Genomic DNA, 19,855 nt, shown 5'->3' on the forward strand with positions numbered 1-19,855 from the left:
CGCCGTTTGTGCGGGCGACTAATAGCGCGATTGACACCCTGGCATAAGGTACATGTGTGACGCGGCGTTGGTTGGCCGCGGTGGCCGCGCTCCTGCTCCTCGGCACCGCGGCGTGCGGGGGCACGACGGCGGCGGGGGGCATACCCGACGGGGTGATGCTCCAGCCGGACGACATCGACGGCGGCTCCGCCATCTCCGCGGCGCCCGACCAGAGCACACACCCGCTGCCGCCGGCGCCGTGCGAGCCGCTGCCGTCCGGGCCGCCGGTCGAGTCCCGCACGGTCGCCTTTCAGGCCGGGCGCCACAAGGTGTTCGAGTACGTCGCCCGCGGCCAGCTCTGGGCGCTGACCGCGGTGCGCGAGGCGATCGCCCAGTGCCCGGACGCGTACCGCGTCGCCGCGACGGACCTCGGCTACCGGGACACCGTGCTGATCAGCCACGACAGCGCCGCCTACTACATCGGCACGACCGGCGACTACTTCGTCGCGGTACTCGTCGTCGACGACATGACGCTCGCCGCCGACTACGGGCAGCGGGCGATGGCGCGGGCCGGGGCGAAACGCGAGCCAGGTGTCGAGATGCGGACGCCGACGGAGCCGCCGCGCTGGGTCAGCTACGCGGCCGAGGTCACCGGGCTGCGCATGGGCAAGAACGACCGGACCCTGCTGATCGACGTGCTCGTGCCGGAGTGCTCGCGCGACCGGAAGGTCACCTACCTCGACGAGTCGGTCAAGGGCGCGGTGCACGCCAACGTGGTGTACGAGGTGCGGGAGCCGAACGCCTGCCTGACCAAGATCCCGGCGACCGTCACGCTCACCACCAAGGCGCCGCTCGGCGACCGCGAGATCGTGCTCAACAGCGACAGCATCGCCTGGGGTCGCACCACGACCGGCTACCGGCGCTGCACGGGTGCCTTCGGCTGCGCCACCCCACCGGCCGACCACTGCGCACAAGGCTGGCTCGACGTGGTCCGAGGCGGCATGGACGTGCCGAAGCACAGCTCCTACAACTTCGAGCACTGCGACCAGACCTGGCTCATCGTCAGCGTGAACGAGACCGCCGGCGAGTGTGGCCCGGTCGAAGGCCAACGCCCCGGCTGCGCGGCCGAGCCCCGGGTGCAGCGGTGGTTCCTGCGCTTCGAGACCGGCTGGCAGGTGCGGACCGCCACCCGCGAGGCGGGCTGCCCCGCGGGGCTCGACATCCCCACCCGCCTCTGCGAAGGGCTCCCCGCACCGCGCTAGGCCCTGTCGAAACAGGGCCTAGGGCACGAAGACCTCGCCGGGCTTGACGACGCGCAGCCAGCGGCAGCCGTAGCGGCCGAGGCTGAGCCGCACCTCGCCGTCCTCGACGGGTGTGGTGCCGTCGCTGAGCAGGTCGACGAGGCGGTCGCCGGGCTCGAGGCGGTCGAGGCGCAGCGTCACGTCGACCGGCTCGTCCGCGAAGTTGTGCGCCGCCACCACCGTGCCGCCGTCCTGGTCGGCGCGGTGGGCCAGCACCGATTCGGCGTCGTGCTCCAGCACCTCGTATCGGCCCCAGGCCAGCTCCGGGCACTGCCGGTAGCGGCGGATCAGCAGCTTCATCCAGGACAGCAGCGAGTCCGGGTCGCGCAGCTGGGACACCACGTTCACCTTCTCCGGGCCGAACTCGCCTTGCACCATCGGCGCGGGAAGCTTTTCCGGATCGGCCGTCGAGAAGCCGCCGTTGTCGTCGTCGGACCACTGCATCGGGGTACGCACGGCGTTGCGCCCCTCCACGCTCAACTCCTCGGCCATGCCGATCTCCTCGCCGTAGAAGAGCACCGGCGTGCCGGGCATCGAGAAGAGGAGGCTGTACACGAGGCGGATGCGGTCCATGTCACCGTCCAACATGGAGGGTAGGCGGCGGCGCAGGCCGCGGTCGTAGAGCTGCATCCGCTTCTCCGGGCCGAACGCCTCGAAGACCTCCTGCCGCTCCTCCTCGCTCAGCTTGTCGAGCGTCAGCTCGTCGTGGTTGCGGACGAACGTCGCCCAGTGCGTGTCCTTCGGCTGCTCCGGCCGTTCGCGGAGCGCCTCGGCGAGCGGGGCGGCCTTTCCACGGGCCAGCGACAGGTACAGCCGCTGCATGCCGATGAAGTCGAAGCACATCGTGAGCTCGTCGCCGTCTTCGTCGCCGAAGAAGCGCATCGTGTCCGGGTACGGCAGGTTGACCTCGCCGAGGATTACCGCCTCGCCGTTGCGCCGGTTCAGGAAGGCGCGCAGGTCGCGCAGGTACTCGTGCGGGTCGGGCAGGTCCTCCGCGTCTAGCGCTCCCCCGGTCTCCAGCAGGAACGGCACCGCGTCCACCCGGAAGCCGGACAGTCCCAAGTGGAGCCAGTAGCCGAGCACGCGGGCGATCTCGTCGCGCACGGCGGGGTTCGCGACGTTGAGATCCGGCTGGTGCTTGTAGAAGCGGTGCAGGTAGTACTGGCCGGCCTTCTCGTCGTACTCCCAGAGGCTCTTCTCCTGGTCAGGGAAGACGACGCCCTTTGGGCCGTCGGCGGGCGGCTCGTCGCGCCACACGTACCAGTCGCGGTGCGGCGAGTCAGGGCTGGACCGCGCGCTCTGAAACCACGGGTGCTTGTCGGAGGTGTGGTTGACGACGAGGTCGGCGATCACGCGGATGCCCCGGTCTCGGGCGACCCGGAGAAACTCGACGAGCTCGCCGTTCGTGCCGAGGCGCGGGTCGACGCCGTAGAAGTCGGTGATGTCGTAGCCGTCGTCGCGGTCCGGCGTCGGGTAGAAGGGCATGAGCCAGATGCACGTCACGCCCATCTCGTCGAGGTAGCCGACCCGCTGTGCGAGGCCGTTGAAGTCGCCGCACCCGTCACCGTCGCCGTCGAAGAACGTCTCGACGTCGAGGCAGTAGATGACCGCGTTCTTCCACCACAGGTCGGCGGCGTGGCTCATCCTCATGACACACCTCCACGCAGCTGCGGCAGCACCTTGCCGCCGAACACCTCCAGGAACTCGTCCTGCTCCTGCCCCACGTGGTGCACCATGATCTCGTCGAACCCGAGGTCCGCGTACTCCTGGAGCCAGGCCGCGTGGCGCGCCGGGTCCGCGGAGATCCGCACCACGTCGTGCATGGCCTCCGGTGGCACGTGTTTGGCCGCCTCCTCGAAGTGCTCGACGAGCTCCAGGTCCCAGCAGACCGGCGGCGCGAAGACGTTGGTACGCCACTGGTCGTGCGCGATCCGCAACGCCTCGTCCTCGTCGGCCGCGTAGCTGATGTGCACCTGAAGGCGCAACGGTCCGCGGCCACCCGCCTCGCGGTACGCGTCGATCATGCGGCGCAGATGCTCGTGCGGCGCGCCGACGGTGATGAGCCCGTCGGCCCACTCCGCGCACCATCGCGCGGTCTCGACGCTGACCGCGGCGCCGACCAGGGCGGGTGTCTCGGTGGGCCGGGTCCACAGCTTCGCCCGGTCGACCGTGACAAGGCCGTCGTGGGTCACCTCGGCGCCGGCCAGCAGCGCCCGGATCACGTCGACGCACTCGCGCAGGCGGGCGTTGCGGACCTCTTTGCGGGGCCAGGCCTCGCCGGTGATGTGTTCGTTGCTGTACTCGCCGGTGCCGAGCGCGGCCCAGAAGCGTCCCGGATACATCGACGCCAGCGTGCCGATGGCCTGGGCGATGATCGCCGGGTGGTAGCGCTGGCCGGGTGCGGTCACGACGCCGAAGGGCAGCCGCGTGGCCTGGAGCGCGGCGCCCAGCCACGACCAGGCGAAGCCGGACTCGCCCTGGCGCTCGCTCCACGGCGAGAAATGGTCGGAGGACATCGCCGCGTCGAAGCCGGCCCGCTCGGCCCGAACGGCCGCGGCGAGCAGGCTTCCGGGGTCGATCTGCTCGTGCGAGGCGTGGAAGCCGTAGAGGGTCATGAGCACAACGTGCCCTTATCCGCGCCGTCTTACACCGGTCGTTCATCGGTGGCGGCTAAGGTCGGGTGGGTCCGTACCGAAAAGCCGGGAGTGAGCGATGCCTGACACAGTCCGCCTCAACGAGCTACCCGAGTGGGCCGCGCTGGCCAAGCACCGCGCGGAGCTGGGCGGGACGCACCTGCGGGAGCTGTTCGGGGTCGACCCGGGGCGCGCCGACCGGCTCACCGTGCGGGTCGGTGACCTCTTCCTCGACTACTCGAAGCACCTGGTCACCGACGAGACGCTGGGGCTGCTCCGCGACCTGGCCGCGGCGCGGGACGTCGCCGGGCTTCGCGACGCGATGTTCCGGGGCGAGAAGATCAACGTCACCGAGCGTCGTGCCGTGCTGCACACCGCGCTGCGCGCGCCGCGCGACGCGGTGATCGAGGTCGACGGCGAAAACGTCGTGCCGGCCGTGCACGCCGTCCTGGACAAGATGGCCCGCTTCGCCGACTCGGTCCGCTCCGGCGCCTGGACCGGTGCGACCGGCAAGCGCATCCGCACGGTCGTCAACATCGGCATCGGCGGCTCCGACCTCGGGCCGGCGATGGCCTACGAGGCGCTCCGCCCGTACACCGCGCGGGCGCTCGACTTCCGCTTCGTGTCCAATGTCGACGGTGCCGACCTGCACGAGGCCACCCGCGACCTCGATCCGGCCGAGACGCTGTTCATCGTGGCCTCGAAGACTTTCACGACGATCGAGACCATCACCAACGCCACCTCCGCGCGCGAGTGGCTCGTCGACGGGCTGGGCGGCGACAAGACCGCCGTCGCCAAGCACTTCGTGGCCCTCTCGACCAACGCGTCCGAGGTGGCCGACTTCGGCATCGACACCGAAAACATGTTCGAGTTCTGGGACTGGGTGGGCGGCCGCTACTCGTACGACTCGGCGATCGGCCTCTCCTTGATGATCGCGATCGGACCGGAGCGCTTCCGCGAGATGCTCGACGGCTTCCACCTCGTCGACGAGCACTTCCGCAACGCGCCGCCGGAGGCCAACGCGCCGATGGTGCTCGGCCTGCTCGGCGTCTGGTACGGCGCGTTCTTCGACGCCCAGTCGCACGCGGTCCTGCCTTACAGCCACTACATGTCGAAGTTCGCGGCGTACCTTCAGCAGCTCGACATGGAGTCCAACGGCAAGTACGTCGACCGGCAAGGCCAGCCGGTGGCCTGGCAGACCGGCCCGGTGGTGTGGGGCACGCCCGGCACCAACGGCCAGCACGCCTACTACCAGCTGCTGCACCAGGGCACGAAGACGATCCCGGCCGACCTGATCGGCTTCGCCCGTCCGGTCGCCGAGCTCGGCCCGCGGCTGGCCGCACAGCACGACCTGCTGATGGCCAACCTCTTCGCGCAGGGGCAGGCGCTCGCGTTCGGCAAGACCGCCGAGGAGGTACGCGCCGAGGGGGTGGCCGAGGAGCAGGTGCCGCACCGCACGTTCCCCGGCAACCACCCGACGACCACGATCCTCGCCACCGAGCTGTCGCCGTCGGTGCTCGGGCAGCTCGTCGCGCTGTACGAGCACAAGGTCTTCGTGCAGGGCGCGATCTGGGACATCGACTCGTTCGACCAGTGGGGTGTCGAGCTGGGCAAGGTGCTCGCCAAGCGGGTCGAGCCGGCGCTCACCGAAGGCGCGGACGTGCCCGGCCTCGACGCGTCGACGGCCCACCTCGTCGCCAAGTACCGCGAGCTACGCGGCCGGTAGCCGGGATTGGTCGCTAGTGCGGTGGCCACAAACGTTGGCCGGCTTCGCCGGACCGGGTGAGCGGCGGCCGAAGGCCACCGCTCACCCGTTGAAGGTTTGTGGCCACCGCACTAGGCGGTTACCAGCACCGGCGTCAGCGTTCCGGCGGCGCGCGTCCGGCCGCGTTCCGCCCACCGGAGCGCCGGCGCCATCCCGAGGCCGGCGGCGAGGAAGAGGCCGCCCAGCACCAGCCAGCCGGGCGTGCCCCAGCCGATCAGCAGCGTGGTCATCACGACCGGCCCGAGCATGCGGGCGATCTGCGGGCCCATGCCGAAGAATCCCTGGTACTGCCCCTGCTTGTCGGCCGGCGCCAGCCCGAACCCGAGCTCCCAGGCGGCCGCGCCCTGCATCATCTCGCCGAGCACCTGCACCGCCGCGGCGATGAGCAGCACCACCACCGTCGCCAAGGCGCCGATGCGGCCGGCGGAGAGGGCGTACACGCCGCAGGCGGCGAGCAGCACCCAGCCGGCCCGGCCGGTGATCCGGGCGGCGATGCGCAGACTCGTCACCCGCTGCGCCACCCGCACCTGGAAGAGCACCACGCTCAGCATGTTGACGATCAGGAGGCCGGCGGCCATCGCTTTGGGCGCGTCGGTGCGCTCTACGATCCACAGTGGAAGGCCGAGGCTGAGCAGCGGCATGTTGAGGTACATGACCGCGTTGAGCAGCGTGATCACCGCGTATGGCCGGTCGCGCAGCACGGCCAGTCGCGGCCCGGCGTCCGGAGCGACCGGCGCGGGCGGCACCTCGGGGAGCCGGCGCAGCACGAGCGCGGCGGCGAGGAAGCTCACGGCGTCCATCGCGAAGACCGCCAGGTAGGCACCGCGGGTGTCGAACGTCAGGGCCAGGCCGCCCAGCCCGGCGCCGACGGCGAGGCCGGCGTTGAGCGTCGACTGGAGGTGCGCCCGCACCCTGGTGCGCTCGCCAGCCTCCACGAGACCCGCCAGCAACGCGCCGCGGGCCGAGGTGAGGCCGCCCTGGCAGCACGCGTACAGGCAGGCGACGAGCAGGAAGAGCGGAAACGAGCGGACCGCCAGGAAGCTCGTCAGCGTGCCCGCGGTGACGACGGCGAGCACCACGGCGGTGCGGCGCGGGCCGAACCGGTCGGCGACGTACCCGAGCGGCACGCCGGCCAGCATGCCGGTGGCCCAGGCGAGGGTGAGCGCGACGCCGACCTGGGTCGCGGAAAGCCCGACCACGCGGGTGAAGAAGAGCGCCGAGCAGGCGTAGAACGCGCCGTCGCCGAGCGAGTTGGCCATCTGGGCGAGCGCCAGGGTGCGGGGTGAGCCGGCGGGCGGGAAGAACCGAGACATGAGATCAACGTAAGACCGGCGATTGGCTCACTGAAGCGCCAATCCTGGCCAATCCAATTGGGCCAATATTTCGCCCGTTACCTCGGACGACGGCCGCCGTCGTGGTGTGTCGCAAGCTTGAGTTGCCCGGGTCCCGCGTCAGCGCGGACCGCTGCTCCCGCCGGAGACCGCGCGGGTCGGCGGCGAGCTGGCGCTCGCCGAGTTCCCCGACCCCCGCTGCCAGGTCCGCGCCGCAAGCCCGCGGGGCGGGACCGTGTCGGAAGGGGTGTCCGAGGGTCGTTGCGGCTGCCGCCGCACCGGTTGTGACACAGCGTTACCAGCCCAGGGTCGGGACGCTGGCCACCCTCGCCACCGGCCTGGCAACGGACATGGTGGACAAATCGTCACCCCGCAAGGGGTGAGCGTGACCAGTCGCGAAGGGTGAGGCCGCGGGAGCAGCGGTCCGGACCACGACGGACATCGCGGTAGCCCAGATCTCGTTTTGAATCTTGGTTTCGAGGCCGCGGCGCACTCGCACCGGCCCGAAACAAAGCCCTCCGGTGCCGGCGCTGCCCCGCACATGGCCTCGCCGGCACCGGAGGAGTCTCATCCTCTAGAAGTTGAACTGGTCGATGTTGGAGGCGTCGAAGACGGTGGGCGGGCCGAGCACGACAACGCCGTCGGCGCCGATGGTGTACTCGCCGAGCTTGCCGGCGGTGAACTTCTCGCCTTCCTTGCCGGTGATCATGCCGGAGGCGAGGGCGGCGCCGGCGTAGGCGGCCAGGTAGCCCAGGTCGGCCGGGCTCCACAGGGCGAAGTTCTTGACCGTGCCGTCCTTGACGAACTCGCGCATCTGGTTGGGCGTACCGAGGCCGGTCAGCGCGACCTTGCCCTTGTACTGCGAGCCGGACAGGTAGCGGGCGGCCGCCGCGACGCCGACGGTGGTGGGCGAGATGATGCCCTTCAGGTCGGGGTAGGACGACAGCAGACCCTGGGTCTCCTGGAACGACTTCTGATCCTGGTCATCGCCGTACACCGTGGTGACCAGCTCGATCTTCGAGTACTCGGGCTTCTTCAGCTCGGTCTTCATCAGCTCGATCCAGGCGTTCTGGTTGGTCGCGTTCGCCGTCGCGGACAGGATCGCGATCTTCCCCGCCCCACCGATCTGGTCGGAGATGAGCTTGACCTGGTTTTCCGCGATGCCCTGCGCGGTCACCTGGTTGACGAACAGGTCACGGCAGTCCTTGTTGGTGTCCGAGTCGAACGTGACGACCTTCGCACCACCCTGCCGGGCCTGGTTGACCGCGCCGCAGATCGCGTTCGGGTCGTTGGCCGAGATCGCGATCACGTCGGAGCCCTGCTGGGTCAACGTGTTGATGTAGGAGACCTGGGAAGAGGCACTGGCCTCGGAAGGGCCGACCTCCTTGTACTCGCCCTTGAACTCCTCGACCGCGGCCTTTCCACCGCCGTCCGAGACGGTGAAGTACGGGTTGTTGACCTGCTTGGGCAGGAAGGCGACGCTCAGACCTTCCTTTATCTTTCCGGACGCACCCGCACTGGCGTTACCGCCGGCGGCCGGTGTGTCGCCGTCGTCGCTGGCGCAGGCCACCGCGCTCAGCATCAGCGCCGACAGCGCGACGGCGGAAGCCCCTAGGCGCATGCGTCGGGTCCGCATACCTCTCATGGCTTGTCCTTCCTCGACATATCAGAAACAGGGCTCGGCCCTAACCGCCGGCGGCGGGGGATACGGCTGGTCGTCGGCGCCGCAGCCGAGCGCGGATCATGCTGGCCGCGTTGGGTCCGACGACGGAGACGATGAGTAGCGCGCCGGTGACGATGGTGAGAGTGTCGGCCGGCACGTCGGCGAGCTGGAGCGCGTTGCGCAGGGTGATGAGCAGCAGCACGCCGGCCATCACGCCGATCAGGGTGCCGCGGCCGCCGAAGATGGAGACCCCGCCGAGCAGGACCGCGGCGACGACGGACAGTTCGAGTCCGGCGCCGTTGTCGGCGCGGGCGGACGCGTAGCGCATGGTCCAGAAGAACCCGGCCAGCGCGGCGACGGTGGCGGTGAGGACGAACAGCCAGAACTTGGTCTTCGCCACCGAGATCCCGGAGAAGGTGGCCGCCTGGTCGTTGTTGCCCATGGCGAACAGGGCCCGCCCGATCGGGGTGGCGTGCAGGATCACGCCGAACACGACGGCGAGGCCGAGCACGACGAGGGCGACCCAGGGGACGGTGGTCCCGGGGAGGGCTTCGATCATGTTGCCGGTCCAGGAGAACGGGAAGTCCGCGACCGCTTTGTCGCCGAGCACGACGTAGGCGAGTCCTCTGTAGAGGGCCAGGGTGCCGATCGTGACCGCCAGCGACGGGAGGCCGAAACCGGTGACGAACAACCCGTTGAGCGCCCCGCACACGACACCGAGCAGCAGGATGAGCGGCAGGATAAGCGGAAGGGGGACACCGGCGGCCCACAGCTGGCCCATGACCGCGCTGGACAAGCCGAGGACGCTGGCCACGGAGAGGTCGATCTCGCCGGTGATGATCACGTAGGTCATCGGCAGCGCGATGAGCGCGATCGGGACGACGTCCAGGAGCAGGAAGCCCCAGAACCGCGAGCTGGCGAAACCGTCCACTGTGGCCGCCGATACGACCACGACGATCGCGAGGACGACGATGACGAGCACGTCCCAGCTGCCCAGTCGTCTAAGCACCGCGGGCCCTCCTTCCCCGCAGTCGTTGCGCTATCCGCGCGGTCAGCGCCCGGTCGAGTCCGATCGCGGCCAGGATGAGGGCACCGACGACCGCCTGCTGCCAGAACGGGTCGATGCGCAGCACCGGCAGGGCGGACCCGATCGTGCTCAGTAGCAGCGCACCCAACGCGGCGCCGTAGACCGAGCCGCTGCCGCCGAAGATGGCCACCCCGCCGACCACGACGGCGGCGACGACGTTGAGCTCGATGCCGTTACCGGCCGCGGCGTCCAACGTGCCGAACCTTGCCGCGTAGAGCACTCCGGCCAGGCCGGCCAAGGCGCCGGAGACGGCCATCGCGGTGAAGACCCGCCAGCCGACCGGGATCCCGGACAGCCGGGCGGCGGCCGGGTCGGAGCCGATGGCGTACATCTCCCGCCCGGACCGGTACGAGCGCAGGTAGAAGCCGGCGATCAGCAGCACGGCGATCGCGAACAACGCCAGGACCGGAACGCCGAGCAGGGTCTGTGTGCCCATCCGTTTGAACCCGGATGGCATGTCCGCGGCGTTGATCTGCTGCCCGGCCGCCCACGAGTAGTCGATCCCCCGGAAGACGTAGAGGGTGCCCAACGTGACCACCAGGGCCGGGACCCGGGCGATAGCGATCAGGGCGCCGTTGACGATCCCGCACAACAGGCCCAGGCCCACGCCGGCGAGGATCGCCAGGACGATCGGCGCGTCCGGCATCGCCAGAAACAGCTTGCCCGTGGCGAAAGCGGACAGGCCGAGGACCGAGCCGACGGACAGGTCGACGTTGCGGGTGATCACCACCATCGCCTGCCCGACCGCCAGAACGACCAGGATGGTGGCGCCGAGCATCAGGTCCTTGCGGGACTGGGCGTTGAGGAAGCGCGGGTTGTAGATCGTGGTCACCGCGATCAGCAACACCAGCGCCAGGCCGATACCCAGCTCGCGGACCACGAACAGGCGGCGTGCCCCACGCACGTCACCGCGGGCTCTCGTCGGCGGGGGCGCGGCCGCACGTGTCGCCGCCGTCACGCCGCACCACCCTGGCTCTGTCCCGTGGCTGCCAGCATCACCGACTCCTCGTCGGCCCGCTCGCGGGCGATCTGCTCGACCAGACGGCCCTCGTGCATGACCAGCACTCGATCCGCCATCCCCAACACCTCGGGCAGCTCGCTGGAGACCATCAACACCGCCACACCCTCGGCGGCGAGCTGCGACATCAGCCGGTGCACCTCCGCTTTCGTGCCCACGTCGATGCCGCGGGTCGGCTCGTCGACGATCAGCACCTTCGGCTGGGTGGACAGCCATTTGGCGAGGACGACCTTCTGCTGGTTGCCACCGGACAATGTGGACACCGGGTCGGACAGGTGGCCGGCCTTGACCTGAAGCCGCTGGGTCCACTTGTGCGCGGCCTCCCGCTCGGTGCGTGGGCCGAGCAGGCCGAGGCGGGAAAGCGACCAACGGCGGGTCAGGGTGGCGTTGCGCTCGATGGACAGCTCCATCACCAGGCCCTGCTGGCGGCGGTCTTCCGGCACCAGGGCGAGGCCGGCGGCCATCGCGGCGGCCGGTTTGCCGCGTGGCAGGTGCTGGCCGGCGACGACCACCTCGCCGGAGTCGTAGCGGTCGACTCCGAAAACGGCGCGGACCACCTCGCTGCGGCCGGCGCCGACCAGGCCGGCCAGCGCGACGATCTCCCCCGCCCGGACATCGAAGCTGACGCCGTCGAAGACACCCGCCCGGGTCAGCCCGCGGACCTCCAGCACCACGTCGCCGGCGTCGGTGTCCTGCTTGGGATACAGCTGGGAAACCTCCCGGCCGACCATCCGCCGGACCACCTGCCCGACGGTCAGGTCGGCCGTCGGGTCGGTGGAGACCCAGCGGCCGTCCCGCATCACCGTCACCCGCTCGCACAGGGCGAACACCTCGTCGAAACGGTGCGAGATGAACAGCACCGCGGCGCCCGCCTCGCGCAGCGATCGGACCACCGCGAACAGGCGCTCCACCTCGACGCCGGACAGCGCGGCGGTCGGCTCGTCCATCACCAGCACGCGGGCGTCGAACGACAGCGCTTTGGCGATCTCGACCAGCTGCTGGTCGGCGATCGAAAGACCGCGGGCCGGACGGTCCGGGTCCATCCGCACACCGAGCCGGGCGAACAACTCCACCGTGCGCTCCCGCATCGCGGCGGCGTCGATCCGGCGCAGGCCGCGCAGCGGCTGACGGCCCATGAAGATGTTTTCCGCCACCGACAAGTCCGGGAACAGCGTCGGCTCCTGGTAGATCACCGCGATCCCCGCCGCGCGGGCATCGGCCGGGCCGCTCAGCGACAACGGCTGGCCGTCCAGCGTCATGCCACCCTCGTCCGGGGCGTGCACACCGGCCAGGACCTTCACCAGCGTGGACTTGCCCGCCCCGTTTTCACCTACCAGAGCGTGCACCTCACCCGCACGCAACTCCAGCTGACCGTCCGCCAACGCGTGGACGGCGCCGAACGACTTGCGCACCCCGGACAGGGTGAGCAGCGCCGCAGGGTGATCGGGACGTTCGGGCACGACACGCCTCCCCGGCATCAGGTCAAGATGACCGGATTTTGTGAAACGTTTCATGAACTTGTGGGGTAGACGTTAAGGGCTCGTTTCGGGGTCGGTCAAGGGTTTCAAGCCGGTTACCGAATCGTTAGGCAGGTAAGGGCTTTCCCGGAGGCCGCTATCCTGAGGCATTCTTGACACGATTCAGTTAGGCTGACGCGAGGGAGAGTGACGGTGTCGGAGATCCCGCTGGTCAGCATCCGAGACGTGGCCAACCACGCTGGAGTCTCCGTTGGCACCGTCTCCAACGTGCTCAACCGCCCCGACATCGTGGCCAACGCGACGCGCGCCCGCGTGCTGGCGGCGATCAGCGAGCTGGGCTTCGTGCCCAACGACGCCGCCCGCCAACTGCGCCGCGGCCGCGGCCGCACCCTCGGCCTGGTCGTCCTCGACGTCGCCAACCCCTTCTTCACCGACGTCGCCAAAGGCGTCGAAGACACCACCGGCGCCGCCGGCATGGCCGTCATCTTCTGCAACAGCGACGGCGACCTCACCAAAGAAAACGCCTACCTCGACCTCCTCGAAGAACAACGCGTCCAAGGCGTCCTCATCACCCCCATCGACGACGCCAGCCAACGCCTCCACCAGCTCCGCGACCGCGGCGTGCGGGTCGTGCTCCTCGACCGCCGCTCCACCGAGAAGGATCTGTGCTCGGTGTCGGTGGACGACCGGCTCGGTGGCGAGCTGGCGATGCGACACCTGGTGGAGAGCGGCCACCGCCGGATCGCCTTCGTCGGCGGGCCACACCGCCTCGAGCAGGTCCGCGACCGCTACGACGGAGCGCTGCAAGCCCTCAAAGACGCGGGACTCGACGAAGACGAGCACCTGCGCCGGTACGACACACCCGCCCTCACCGTCGCCGCCGGACGCGACGCCGCGGCCCGCATCCTCGGCCAGCCCAAGAACTCCCGGGCCACCGCCGTCTTCTGCGCCAACGACCTGCTCGCCCTCGGCGTCCTCCAGGTACTCACCCGCCAACAAATCCGGGTACCCGACGACATCGCCCTGGTCGGCTACGACGACATCGACTTCGCCGCCGCCGCGGCCGTGCCCCTCTCCTCCGTCCGCCAACCACGCCAACGCCTCGGACAGACCGCCGCCGGTCTCCTGCTCGACGAGGCCAACCAGCCCGAAACCCACCAGCACCAACAGGTCGTCTTCGAGCCCGAGCTCGTCGTACGCGAGTCGAGCCAGCGGATCGTCACGGCGGAGTGATCCGGGTCAGCGTCTCCTCGTACGCTGTGGAGGGCACGCGCCCCTGCGCGAACGGGCGCTCGATCTGCTGGATCGTGAAGAGCAGCAACGTGATCATGCTGGCCACCGTGGCGGTGAGGGCGAGCTGTGGCAGCGCCCGGTCGAACGGGAAGAAGAACATCGGCAGCCCGGCCAGCACCGCTCCGGCCAGCAAGGCGAACCAGGTCGCGTCGCCGATCCGCGACTCGGCCAGGGCGAGCCGCTCCTGGCGGGCCTGTAACAGCGACTCCACGGCGGCCGGCGCGTCTTCGGCCTCCTCGCCGTTGCGGCTGGCGAGGTCGTGCATGTCCTGCACCAGCTGCCAGCCGCGGGGGTGCTCCTCGGCGCTCGCCTCGGCGAGCCGCGGCCACTCCCGGTCGACCACCTCGCGCAGGTAGTCACGGGTGAGCCTGGTCATCTCGGCACGGTCCGGCTCCGGCATCCCGTTGACCGACCAGGCCACGAGCTGCGCCGCCTCCGCCTCCGCGTACGTGGCGTCGCGGGCCTCGTCGGCACCGCTCCACACGTCGATGAACACGAACGCGGCGACGATCGCGAAGAGCATGCCGGCGAGCGAGAAGACCGCGCTCAGCACGTTGATGTCGACGAGCGGTTTCGAGTCACGCCGCCAGCGGCGCAGCAGCGCGACAACGGCGAGAGCGGCGGCGGATACGCCCACCAACCAGAGCGTGCCGACTAGGTAGGTATTCATCGAGGTTCCATTTAGGATGCATCCACTTCGTCCGGGCTTACCAGGGTAGATGGGGTGTCATCTGTGCGAAACCGGCATGTCGCCTTACGGATGGTCGCGCTGCTCGCCACCGGCGGCGGTCTCGCACTTGCCGCACCGGCCGCCGCCACCCGCCCTGTGTCCACAGTGGAGGCGTCGTCGAACCAGTGCACCGGTGGGCTCTACCAGGTGCGCACGGTGCGCAAACACCGTTCGTCCACGCTGGACTCCATCGACCCAGATACCGGTGACACGCGGCGGTCCACAGGCCTTGCGTACACGGTCAACGCGATCGGGTACGACGCCGGGCAAGGGCTCTTCGCCGGCGTGGCCACCCGCCACGAGGGTCACCCGATCGGGGACGGCGGGCACGTCGTCACCATCACCCCGGAGGGTGAAACCCGTGATCTGGGGCCGGTACGGGGTGCTTCGGTGGCCGGGGCGTACTCCGGCACCGTCGTCGACGGCCGGCTGCTCCTGCATCTCGACGGTCATCTCGTCGCGGTGGACGTACGCCCGGGGAGTCCCACGTTTCGCACGGTGGTACGCCGCCTCGACCTGCCGCGCCTGCCCAGTTTCGGCGACTGGGACGCCCGGCCCGGCGACGGCGGCCTGTACGCGGTCTCCACGCAGGGCCGCGGCCCGAGCCGGCTGGTCCGCGTCGACCCGGCCACCGGCGCGGTGACCGAGAAGCCGGTGCCGGACCTGCCGGGAGACGGCTTCTTCGGTGCGGTCGCGTTCGACGACGGCGGCACACACCTGTACGCCACCGACAACAACCACGCCAGCACACTGTGGCGGATCGGGCTGGACGGCACGGCCGCGAAGCTCGCCCGCGGGTCCGGTCTGCTCGGCTCCGACGCGGCCTGGTGTCCACGCCCGCCGCCACCCTCACCGAAACCGACCACGCCGCCACCCGCGCGTCCGCGCCCGCCGGCCGCGGTTCCACCGCCCGCCGTGCCGCCGACGCCACCGCGACCGGTGCCGCCGGCGACGACCCCGCCCGTCACCACACCGCCGGTCACCACGCCGCCCCCGTCACCCACACCGGCGGCTGTGGCGAACGCGACCCGCAAGCCGCTGGCCGTCGTGGAACCGCCCAAGGACGACCGGATCACCACCGTGCGCTGGGGCATCGTGCTGCTCGTCCTCGGCCTCGGCGCGATCGCGCGCACCCGCCGGATCCGGCACCCGTAAGGGGCTCGTACGTCACCGTACGTACCCCGGATGCCGTCGTGGAGCCGACGCCGCGGGCGGCGGCCTGGGACACGATTTCTGGCATAGGGCGAGTAACCAAAGGAGATCGTGATGTTGGCAGAGCTGACGAGCTACACGGCGTACGCCCACCCGGGTCCCGGCTGGGACGGCAACGGCTGGGACGGCGGCGGCCCCGGCTGGTGGATCATCGTGCCCATCGTGTTCTGGGTGGCCGTGCTCTCCGCCGCGGGCTACCTGATCTACCGCTTCTCCCCGCGACGCGCGGCGCGCACGGCCGCCGAGCGCACGCTGGCCGAGCGGTTCGCGCGTGGCGAGATCGACGCGGAGGAGCTGAACCACCGGCGGTCCGTGCTGCGCGGCAAGGGCTGAGCCGCTTGGTGATCAAAGGTCCTCTCCAGCAGTTCGAACTGCTGGAGAGGACCTTTGATCACCAAGGGAGGGGGCGCGACATGTCCATCTGGCGACATGTCGCCTTTGCGCGCGCGACAGGTAGTGACCGTCGCGGGAGCGCGACCACAGACTCACGCCATGGTTCGTATCGCGCGTGCCGCGGTGGCGGGGGTCCTGGTCGCGGTGGCGCTGACCACGCCGGCGGCGGCGGACAGGGGCGGGACGCCGGCGGGACACACAGTCACCGCCGCAACGGGGGCGTCCCGGATCACGCTCATCACCGGCGACGTGGTGGACATCGCGCCCGCCGGTGACGGCCGGTACGCGGCGTCGGTGCGGCCAGGTCCGGGGCGCGAGCGGATCACCTTCCACACCGTCGAGGCGGACGGCGGGCTGCGGTTGCTGCCCAGCGACGCGGTGCCGTACGTCTCGTCGGGCGTGCTCGACGCCGACCTCTTCGATGTGGAGGAGCTCGTCGCCGGCGGGTACGCGGACGCGTCGGCCGGCCGGCTCCCGCTGATCGTGCGCTACGCCGGCGGGCGGGCGCCCGCGGTCGGCGCGCTGGCCGGCACGGCGTCGGTACGCCCGCTGCCGAGCGTGGGTGGGGCGGCCGTCGCCGCCGAGAAGGACACCCTCGGAGAGCTGTGGCGGTCGTTCACGGCCACACCCACCGCCGCGCTCCGTGGTGAGGGCATCACCGGCATCTGGCTGGACGGCCGGGTGCGCGCCAGCCTCGACCGGAGCGTCGCGCAGATCGGCGCGCCGGCCGCCTGGCAGGCCGGGTACGACGGCAGCGGCGTCGACGTGGCGGTGCTCGACACCGGGGTCGACGCGGCACATCCGGACCTGGCCGGCAAGGTGGTGGCGCGGGAAAACTTCACCGACGCCGCCGACGCGGCCGACCACTTCGGGCACGGCACCCACGTCGCGGCCACGATCGCCGGCACCGGCGCGGCCTCCGGCGGTAGCCGCAAAGGCGTGGCGCCCGGCGCGGACCTGATCGCCGGCAAGGTGCTCAACGACGCGGGCGACGGCTACGACTCCTGGATCATCGCCGGCATGGAATGGGCGGTCGCACAGGGCGCCGAGGTGGTCAACCTCAGCCTCGGCGGCGAGGCGACCGACGGCACCGACCCGCTGAGCGAAGCGGTCAACCGGCTCACCGCCGAGCACGGCACGCTCTTCGTGGTCGCCGCCGGCAACACCGGCAAGGACGCGGACGTGGGCACACCGGCCGCCGCCACGGCCGCGCTGTCAGTGGGCGCGGTGGCCCGGGACGAGAGCCTCGCCGACTTCTCCAGCCGCGGCCCGCGCCTGGGCGACGAGGCGGTCAAGCCCGAGATCACGGCGCCGGGCGTGGGGATCGTCGCGGCCCGGGCGGCCGGCACGGGCATGGGCGCGCCGGTCGACGACCGGTACACCGCCGCGTCGGGCACCTCGATGGCCACGCCGCACGTCGCCGGCGCGGCCGCGCTGCTCGCCCAGGCCCGTCCAGAGTGGACGGCGGCGCAGCTCAAGGACGCGCTGGTGAGCACCGCCAAGGGCAACCCCGCCATCGCCGTCGACGCGCAGGGCGCCGGCCGGGTCGACGTGGCCCGCGCGGTCGGCCAGGGCGTGTACGGCACGGCGACCGCGAGCCTCGGCACACACACCGAGCCGGCCACCGGCACGCGCGAGCAGGAGCTCGTGTACACCAACACGACCTCGGCGGCGGTGACCCTCGACCTCGCGCTCGACCTGCCCGCGTTCTCGCTCTCGGCCGACCAGGTCACCGTCCAACCTGGACAGTCGGCGGCGGTGACGCTCCGGCTGGACACGGCGAAGCTGACCCGTGGCCGCCATACCGGTTACGTGACCGCGACCGCGGCGGGCGGGGTGCTGGTGCGCACCGCGGTCGGTGCGACGCTCGACCTGCCCATCCACCGGATCACGTTTCGGGCGGTCGACCGCCAGGGCGCGAAGGTTTCGGTGCCGGTGATCCTGCTCTACGGCGACGAGCGCCGCAAGGACCAGACCGGCTACATCATGCCGTGGGACGAGAGCAAGACCATCGAGGTGTACGAGGGCACGTACGTCATGAACGCCCTCGTCGAGGACGGGGCGCCCCTCGACGAGCAGGCCACGTTCATCACCAACCCGGAGCTGCGCGTCACCGGCGACGTGGAGATCCTGCTGGACGCCCGCACCGGCACGCCGATCCGGATCGAGACGCCGAAGCCGGCCGAGCAGCAGGCGATCCTCAGCTACTACGAACGACGGGTGCACGCCAACGGGCGCTCCACCGCGCACGGCGTCATGCACTTCAGCACGATCCAGCAGGTCAACGTCACGCCGACCAGGCGTCCGGCGGCCGGCCAGTACGAGTTCTCGTCGCGCTGGCAGCTCGTGGCGCCCATGGTTCAGGTCAAGGTGACCGGGGTATCCGGGCCCATCGACATCAATCTGCTGCACCAGTCGCCCGCGTACGAGGGCACCCGCAGGTTCCGCCTCGTGCCCTTCGGCAAGGGTGACGTGCGCGGCGCCGCCGCGTTGATCGTCGGCGCGGAAGACCGCTCGGAGCAGGAGCAGATCGCCGACGCGGCCGCTGCCGGCGCCGCGGTGGCCATCATCGTGCGTACCCCGGACATGCCGGCCTGGACCGTGTGGCGGCCGGTCGGCGACCGGGAACCGATCCCATCACTCGTGGTCGCCAACGACGACGGCCAGAAACTCCTCAAGGCCGCGGGCGGCAAGGCGCGCCCGGCGATCGACCTCACGCTCGACACGTCCAGCCCGTACCTGTACGACGTCTTCCACGTGGAGCGGGGACGCGTGCCGGATCGGATCGTGCACCGGGTGACCCGCGACAACACCGTACGGATCTCCTCCCGGTACGCGGACAACGGCGGCTTCGGTTGGGCGAAGGAGCAACGGTTCGGGTGGCGGCCCTGGCAGGAGTACGCGTGGAACGACACGCAGCGGTTCGTACAGACGCCGAAGGTGCGCGAGGAGTGGGTGTCGGCGGGTGACTCCGTCTGGCAGCACCGCGTGCACCACGAGTACACCTGGGATGACATGAACCCGATCGGCGGAGGAATGACCGAGGTGCCGCGAAGCTACGCGGCGCGCAGCACGCTGACGGAGGGGTGGTTCACGCCGGTCGTGCGCCCCGCCGCCGTACCGGGCATGATCTCCGCCCGTACGGCCGACACGCTCGCCCTCTGGGTGCCCGAGTTCGTCGACGCGACCCGCGGACATTTCCAGGTGGCCGAGGGCGAACCGGTGGGCGCCAAGCTGTGGCGCGACGGAAAGCTCCTGGCCGAGCTACCCGACGCCCGCCGCGACGTGGGCACGACCGCCGCGCCGGCCACGTACCGGCTCGACCTGACGACCGAACGCGGCGGCGAGGAATGGCTCTGGGCCACCCGCACCGAGACGTCGTGGGAGTTTCGCTCCGGACGCCCGGCGGCGGGTCGCACCGAGCCGCTCCCGTTGCTCCAGATCGGGTACGGCGTGCCGGCCGACCTGACCGGGTACGTCTCCGGCCGGCACCCGCACCTGCTCGGGCTGACCCTGTGGCACCAGGAGGGCCTACGCCCACCGCGCGGCACCACCCTGCGCGTCGAGGTGTCACTCGACGAGGGCGCGAAGTGGCGCAGCGTCCCGGTGATCCGCCACGGCGACGGCTACCGCGCCCTCCTGCCCGCCGGCTACGGCAGCGTGTCACTGCGGGTCCATGCCCGCGACGCGGCCGGCAACGCGGTAACCCAAACCGTGATCCGCGCCTACGGCCTGAAGTAAATCCCAACACGGGAGAACATTTGGGCTACCGCGATGCCCGTCGTGGTCCAGACCGTTGCTCCCGCGGCCTCACCCGTCCGCCGCTGGTCGCGCCCAGCCCCTGCGCGCAACCGGCCGGGAGGAAAGGGGGCGGGGTGGCAGGGCTCGCGCCAGGCGGTGGTCGACGTTTGTCCACAATGTCTGTTCCCGGATCGGCGATCCGGGAAAGCAACGGGGTTGTCGTCGCCGTGT

General features: G+C 70.7%; 14 protein-coding genes. 6 read left to right on the forward strand and 8 right to left on the reverse strand.

Features of this window, described 5'->3' with window-relative positions:
* The first annotated feature begins 56 nt into the window (after window positions 1-56).
* Window positions 57-1,241, forward strand: coding sequence for a hypothetical protein (locus ACTMTJ_RS23740; protein WP_441219905.1), 1,185 nt, complete (start codon window positions 57-59; stop codon window positions 1,239-1,241).
* Window positions 1,242-1,259: 18 nt separating this feature from the next.
* Here ACTMTJ_RS23740 and ACTMTJ_RS23745 read toward each other — a convergent pair whose 3' ends face one another.
* Together ACTMTJ_RS23745 and ACTMTJ_RS23750 are read right to left on the reverse strand one after the other, a co-directional pair.
* Window positions 1,260-2,930 carry an alpha-amylase family protein gene (locus ACTMTJ_RS23745; protein ID WP_441219906.1) on the reverse strand — a complete coding sequence of 557 codons (1,671 nt, stop codon included), beginning with the start codon at window positions 2,928-2,930 and terminating at the stop codon, window positions 1,260-1,262.
* Window positions 2,927-3,895: a TIGR03885 family FMN-dependent LLM class oxidoreductase gene (locus tag ACTMTJ_RS23750; protein ID WP_441219907.1), complete on the reverse strand. Its 969-nt coding sequence runs from the start codon at window positions 3,893-3,895 to the stop codon at window positions 2,927-2,929. The genes ACTMTJ_RS23745 and ACTMTJ_RS23750 overlap by 4 nt, the downstream gene beginning before the upstream one ends.
* A gap of 97 nt (window positions 3,896-3,992) precedes the next feature.
* On the opposite strand from ACTMTJ_RS23750, the gene pgi reads away from it, so the two are divergent.
* Entirely contained in the window at window positions 3,993-5,639 is a 1,647-nt protein-coding gene (gene pgi, locus ACTMTJ_RS23755; protein ID WP_441219908.1) for a glucose-6-phosphate isomerase, read from the forward strand.
* Window positions 5,640-5,749: 110 nt separating this feature from the next.
* Here pgi and ACTMTJ_RS23760 read toward each other — a convergent pair whose 3' ends face one another.
* The 5 genes from ACTMTJ_RS23760 to ACTMTJ_RS23780 form a co-directional block, all read right to left on the reverse strand.
* Window positions 5,750-6,991 carry an MFS transporter gene (locus ACTMTJ_RS23760; RefSeq protein WP_441219909.1) on the reverse strand — a complete coding sequence of 414 codons (1,242 nt, stop codon included), beginning with the start codon at window positions 6,989-6,991 and terminating at the stop codon, window positions 5,750-5,752.
* 592 nt (window positions 6,992-7,583) lie between these two features.
* Window positions 7,584-8,654, reverse strand: a complete 1,071-nt coding sequence (gene rhaS, locus ACTMTJ_RS23765; protein ID WP_441219910.1) for a rhamnose ABC transporter substrate-binding protein — start codon at window positions 8,652-8,654, stop codon at window positions 7,584-7,586.
* Between the two features lie 40 nt (window positions 8,655-8,694).
* Window positions 8,695-9,681: an ABC transporter permease gene (locus ACTMTJ_RS23770; protein WP_441219911.1), complete on the reverse strand. Its 987-nt coding sequence runs from the start codon at window positions 9,679-9,681 to the stop codon at window positions 8,695-8,697.
* Window positions 9,674-10,717, reverse strand: a complete 1,044-nt coding sequence (locus ACTMTJ_RS23775; RefSeq protein WP_441219912.1) for an ABC transporter permease — start codon at window positions 10,715-10,717, stop codon at window positions 9,674-9,676. Before ACTMTJ_RS23775 ends, ACTMTJ_RS23770 begins: the two co-directional genes overlap by 8 nt.
* Window positions 10,714-12,237, reverse strand: a complete 1,524-nt coding sequence (locus ACTMTJ_RS23780) for a sugar ABC transporter ATP-binding protein (RefSeq protein ID WP_441219913.1) — start codon at window positions 12,235-12,237, stop codon at window positions 10,714-10,716. The genes ACTMTJ_RS23775 and ACTMTJ_RS23780 overlap by 4 nt, the downstream gene beginning before the upstream one ends.
* Window positions 12,238-12,447: 210 nt before the next feature.
* Here ACTMTJ_RS23780 and ACTMTJ_RS23785 point away from each other — a divergent pair, with 210 nt between their 5' ends.
* A complete protein-coding gene (locus ACTMTJ_RS23785) occupies window positions 12,448-13,488 on the forward strand; it encodes a LacI family DNA-binding transcriptional regulator (protein WP_441219914.1) in 1,041 nt (346 codons plus the stop codon).
* Here ACTMTJ_RS23785 and ACTMTJ_RS23790 read toward each other — a convergent pair.
* Window positions 13,475-14,218 (reverse strand): hypothetical protein, encoded by a 744-nt coding sequence (locus ACTMTJ_RS23790; RefSeq protein ID WP_441219915.1) that lies wholly within the window; start codon window positions 14,216-14,218, stop codon window positions 13,475-13,477. The genes ACTMTJ_RS23785 and ACTMTJ_RS23790 overlap by 14 nt on opposite strands.
* Before the next feature lie 63 nt (window positions 14,219-14,281).
* Between ACTMTJ_RS23790 and ACTMTJ_RS23795 the strand changes: the two genes are divergently transcribed.
* The 3 genes from ACTMTJ_RS23795 (at window position 14,282) to ACTMTJ_RS23805 (ending at window position 19,624) form a co-directional block, all read left to right on the forward strand.
* Entirely contained in the window at window positions 14,282-15,433 is a 1,152-nt protein-coding gene (locus tag ACTMTJ_RS23795; RefSeq protein ID WP_441219916.1) for a DUF6923 family protein, read from the forward strand.
* Window positions 15,434-15,544: 111 nt separating this feature from the next.
* Entirely contained in the window at window positions 15,545-15,823 is a 279-nt protein-coding gene (locus tag ACTMTJ_RS23800; RefSeq protein WP_441219917.1) for a hypothetical protein, read from the forward strand.
* A gap of 159 nt (window positions 15,824-15,982) precedes the next feature.
* Window positions 15,983-19,624 (forward strand): S8 family serine peptidase, encoded by a 3,642-nt coding sequence (locus ACTMTJ_RS23805; RefSeq protein WP_441219918.1) that lies wholly within the window; start codon window positions 15,983-15,985, stop codon window positions 19,622-19,624.
* The last annotated feature ends 231 nt before the right edge of the window (window positions 19,625-19,855 follow it).

The sequence above is a fragment of the Phytohabitans sp. LJ34 genome (assembly GCF_052068095.1).
Classification (GTDB): domain Bacteria; phylum Actinomycetota; class Actinomycetes; order Mycobacteriales; family Micromonosporaceae; genus Phytohabitans.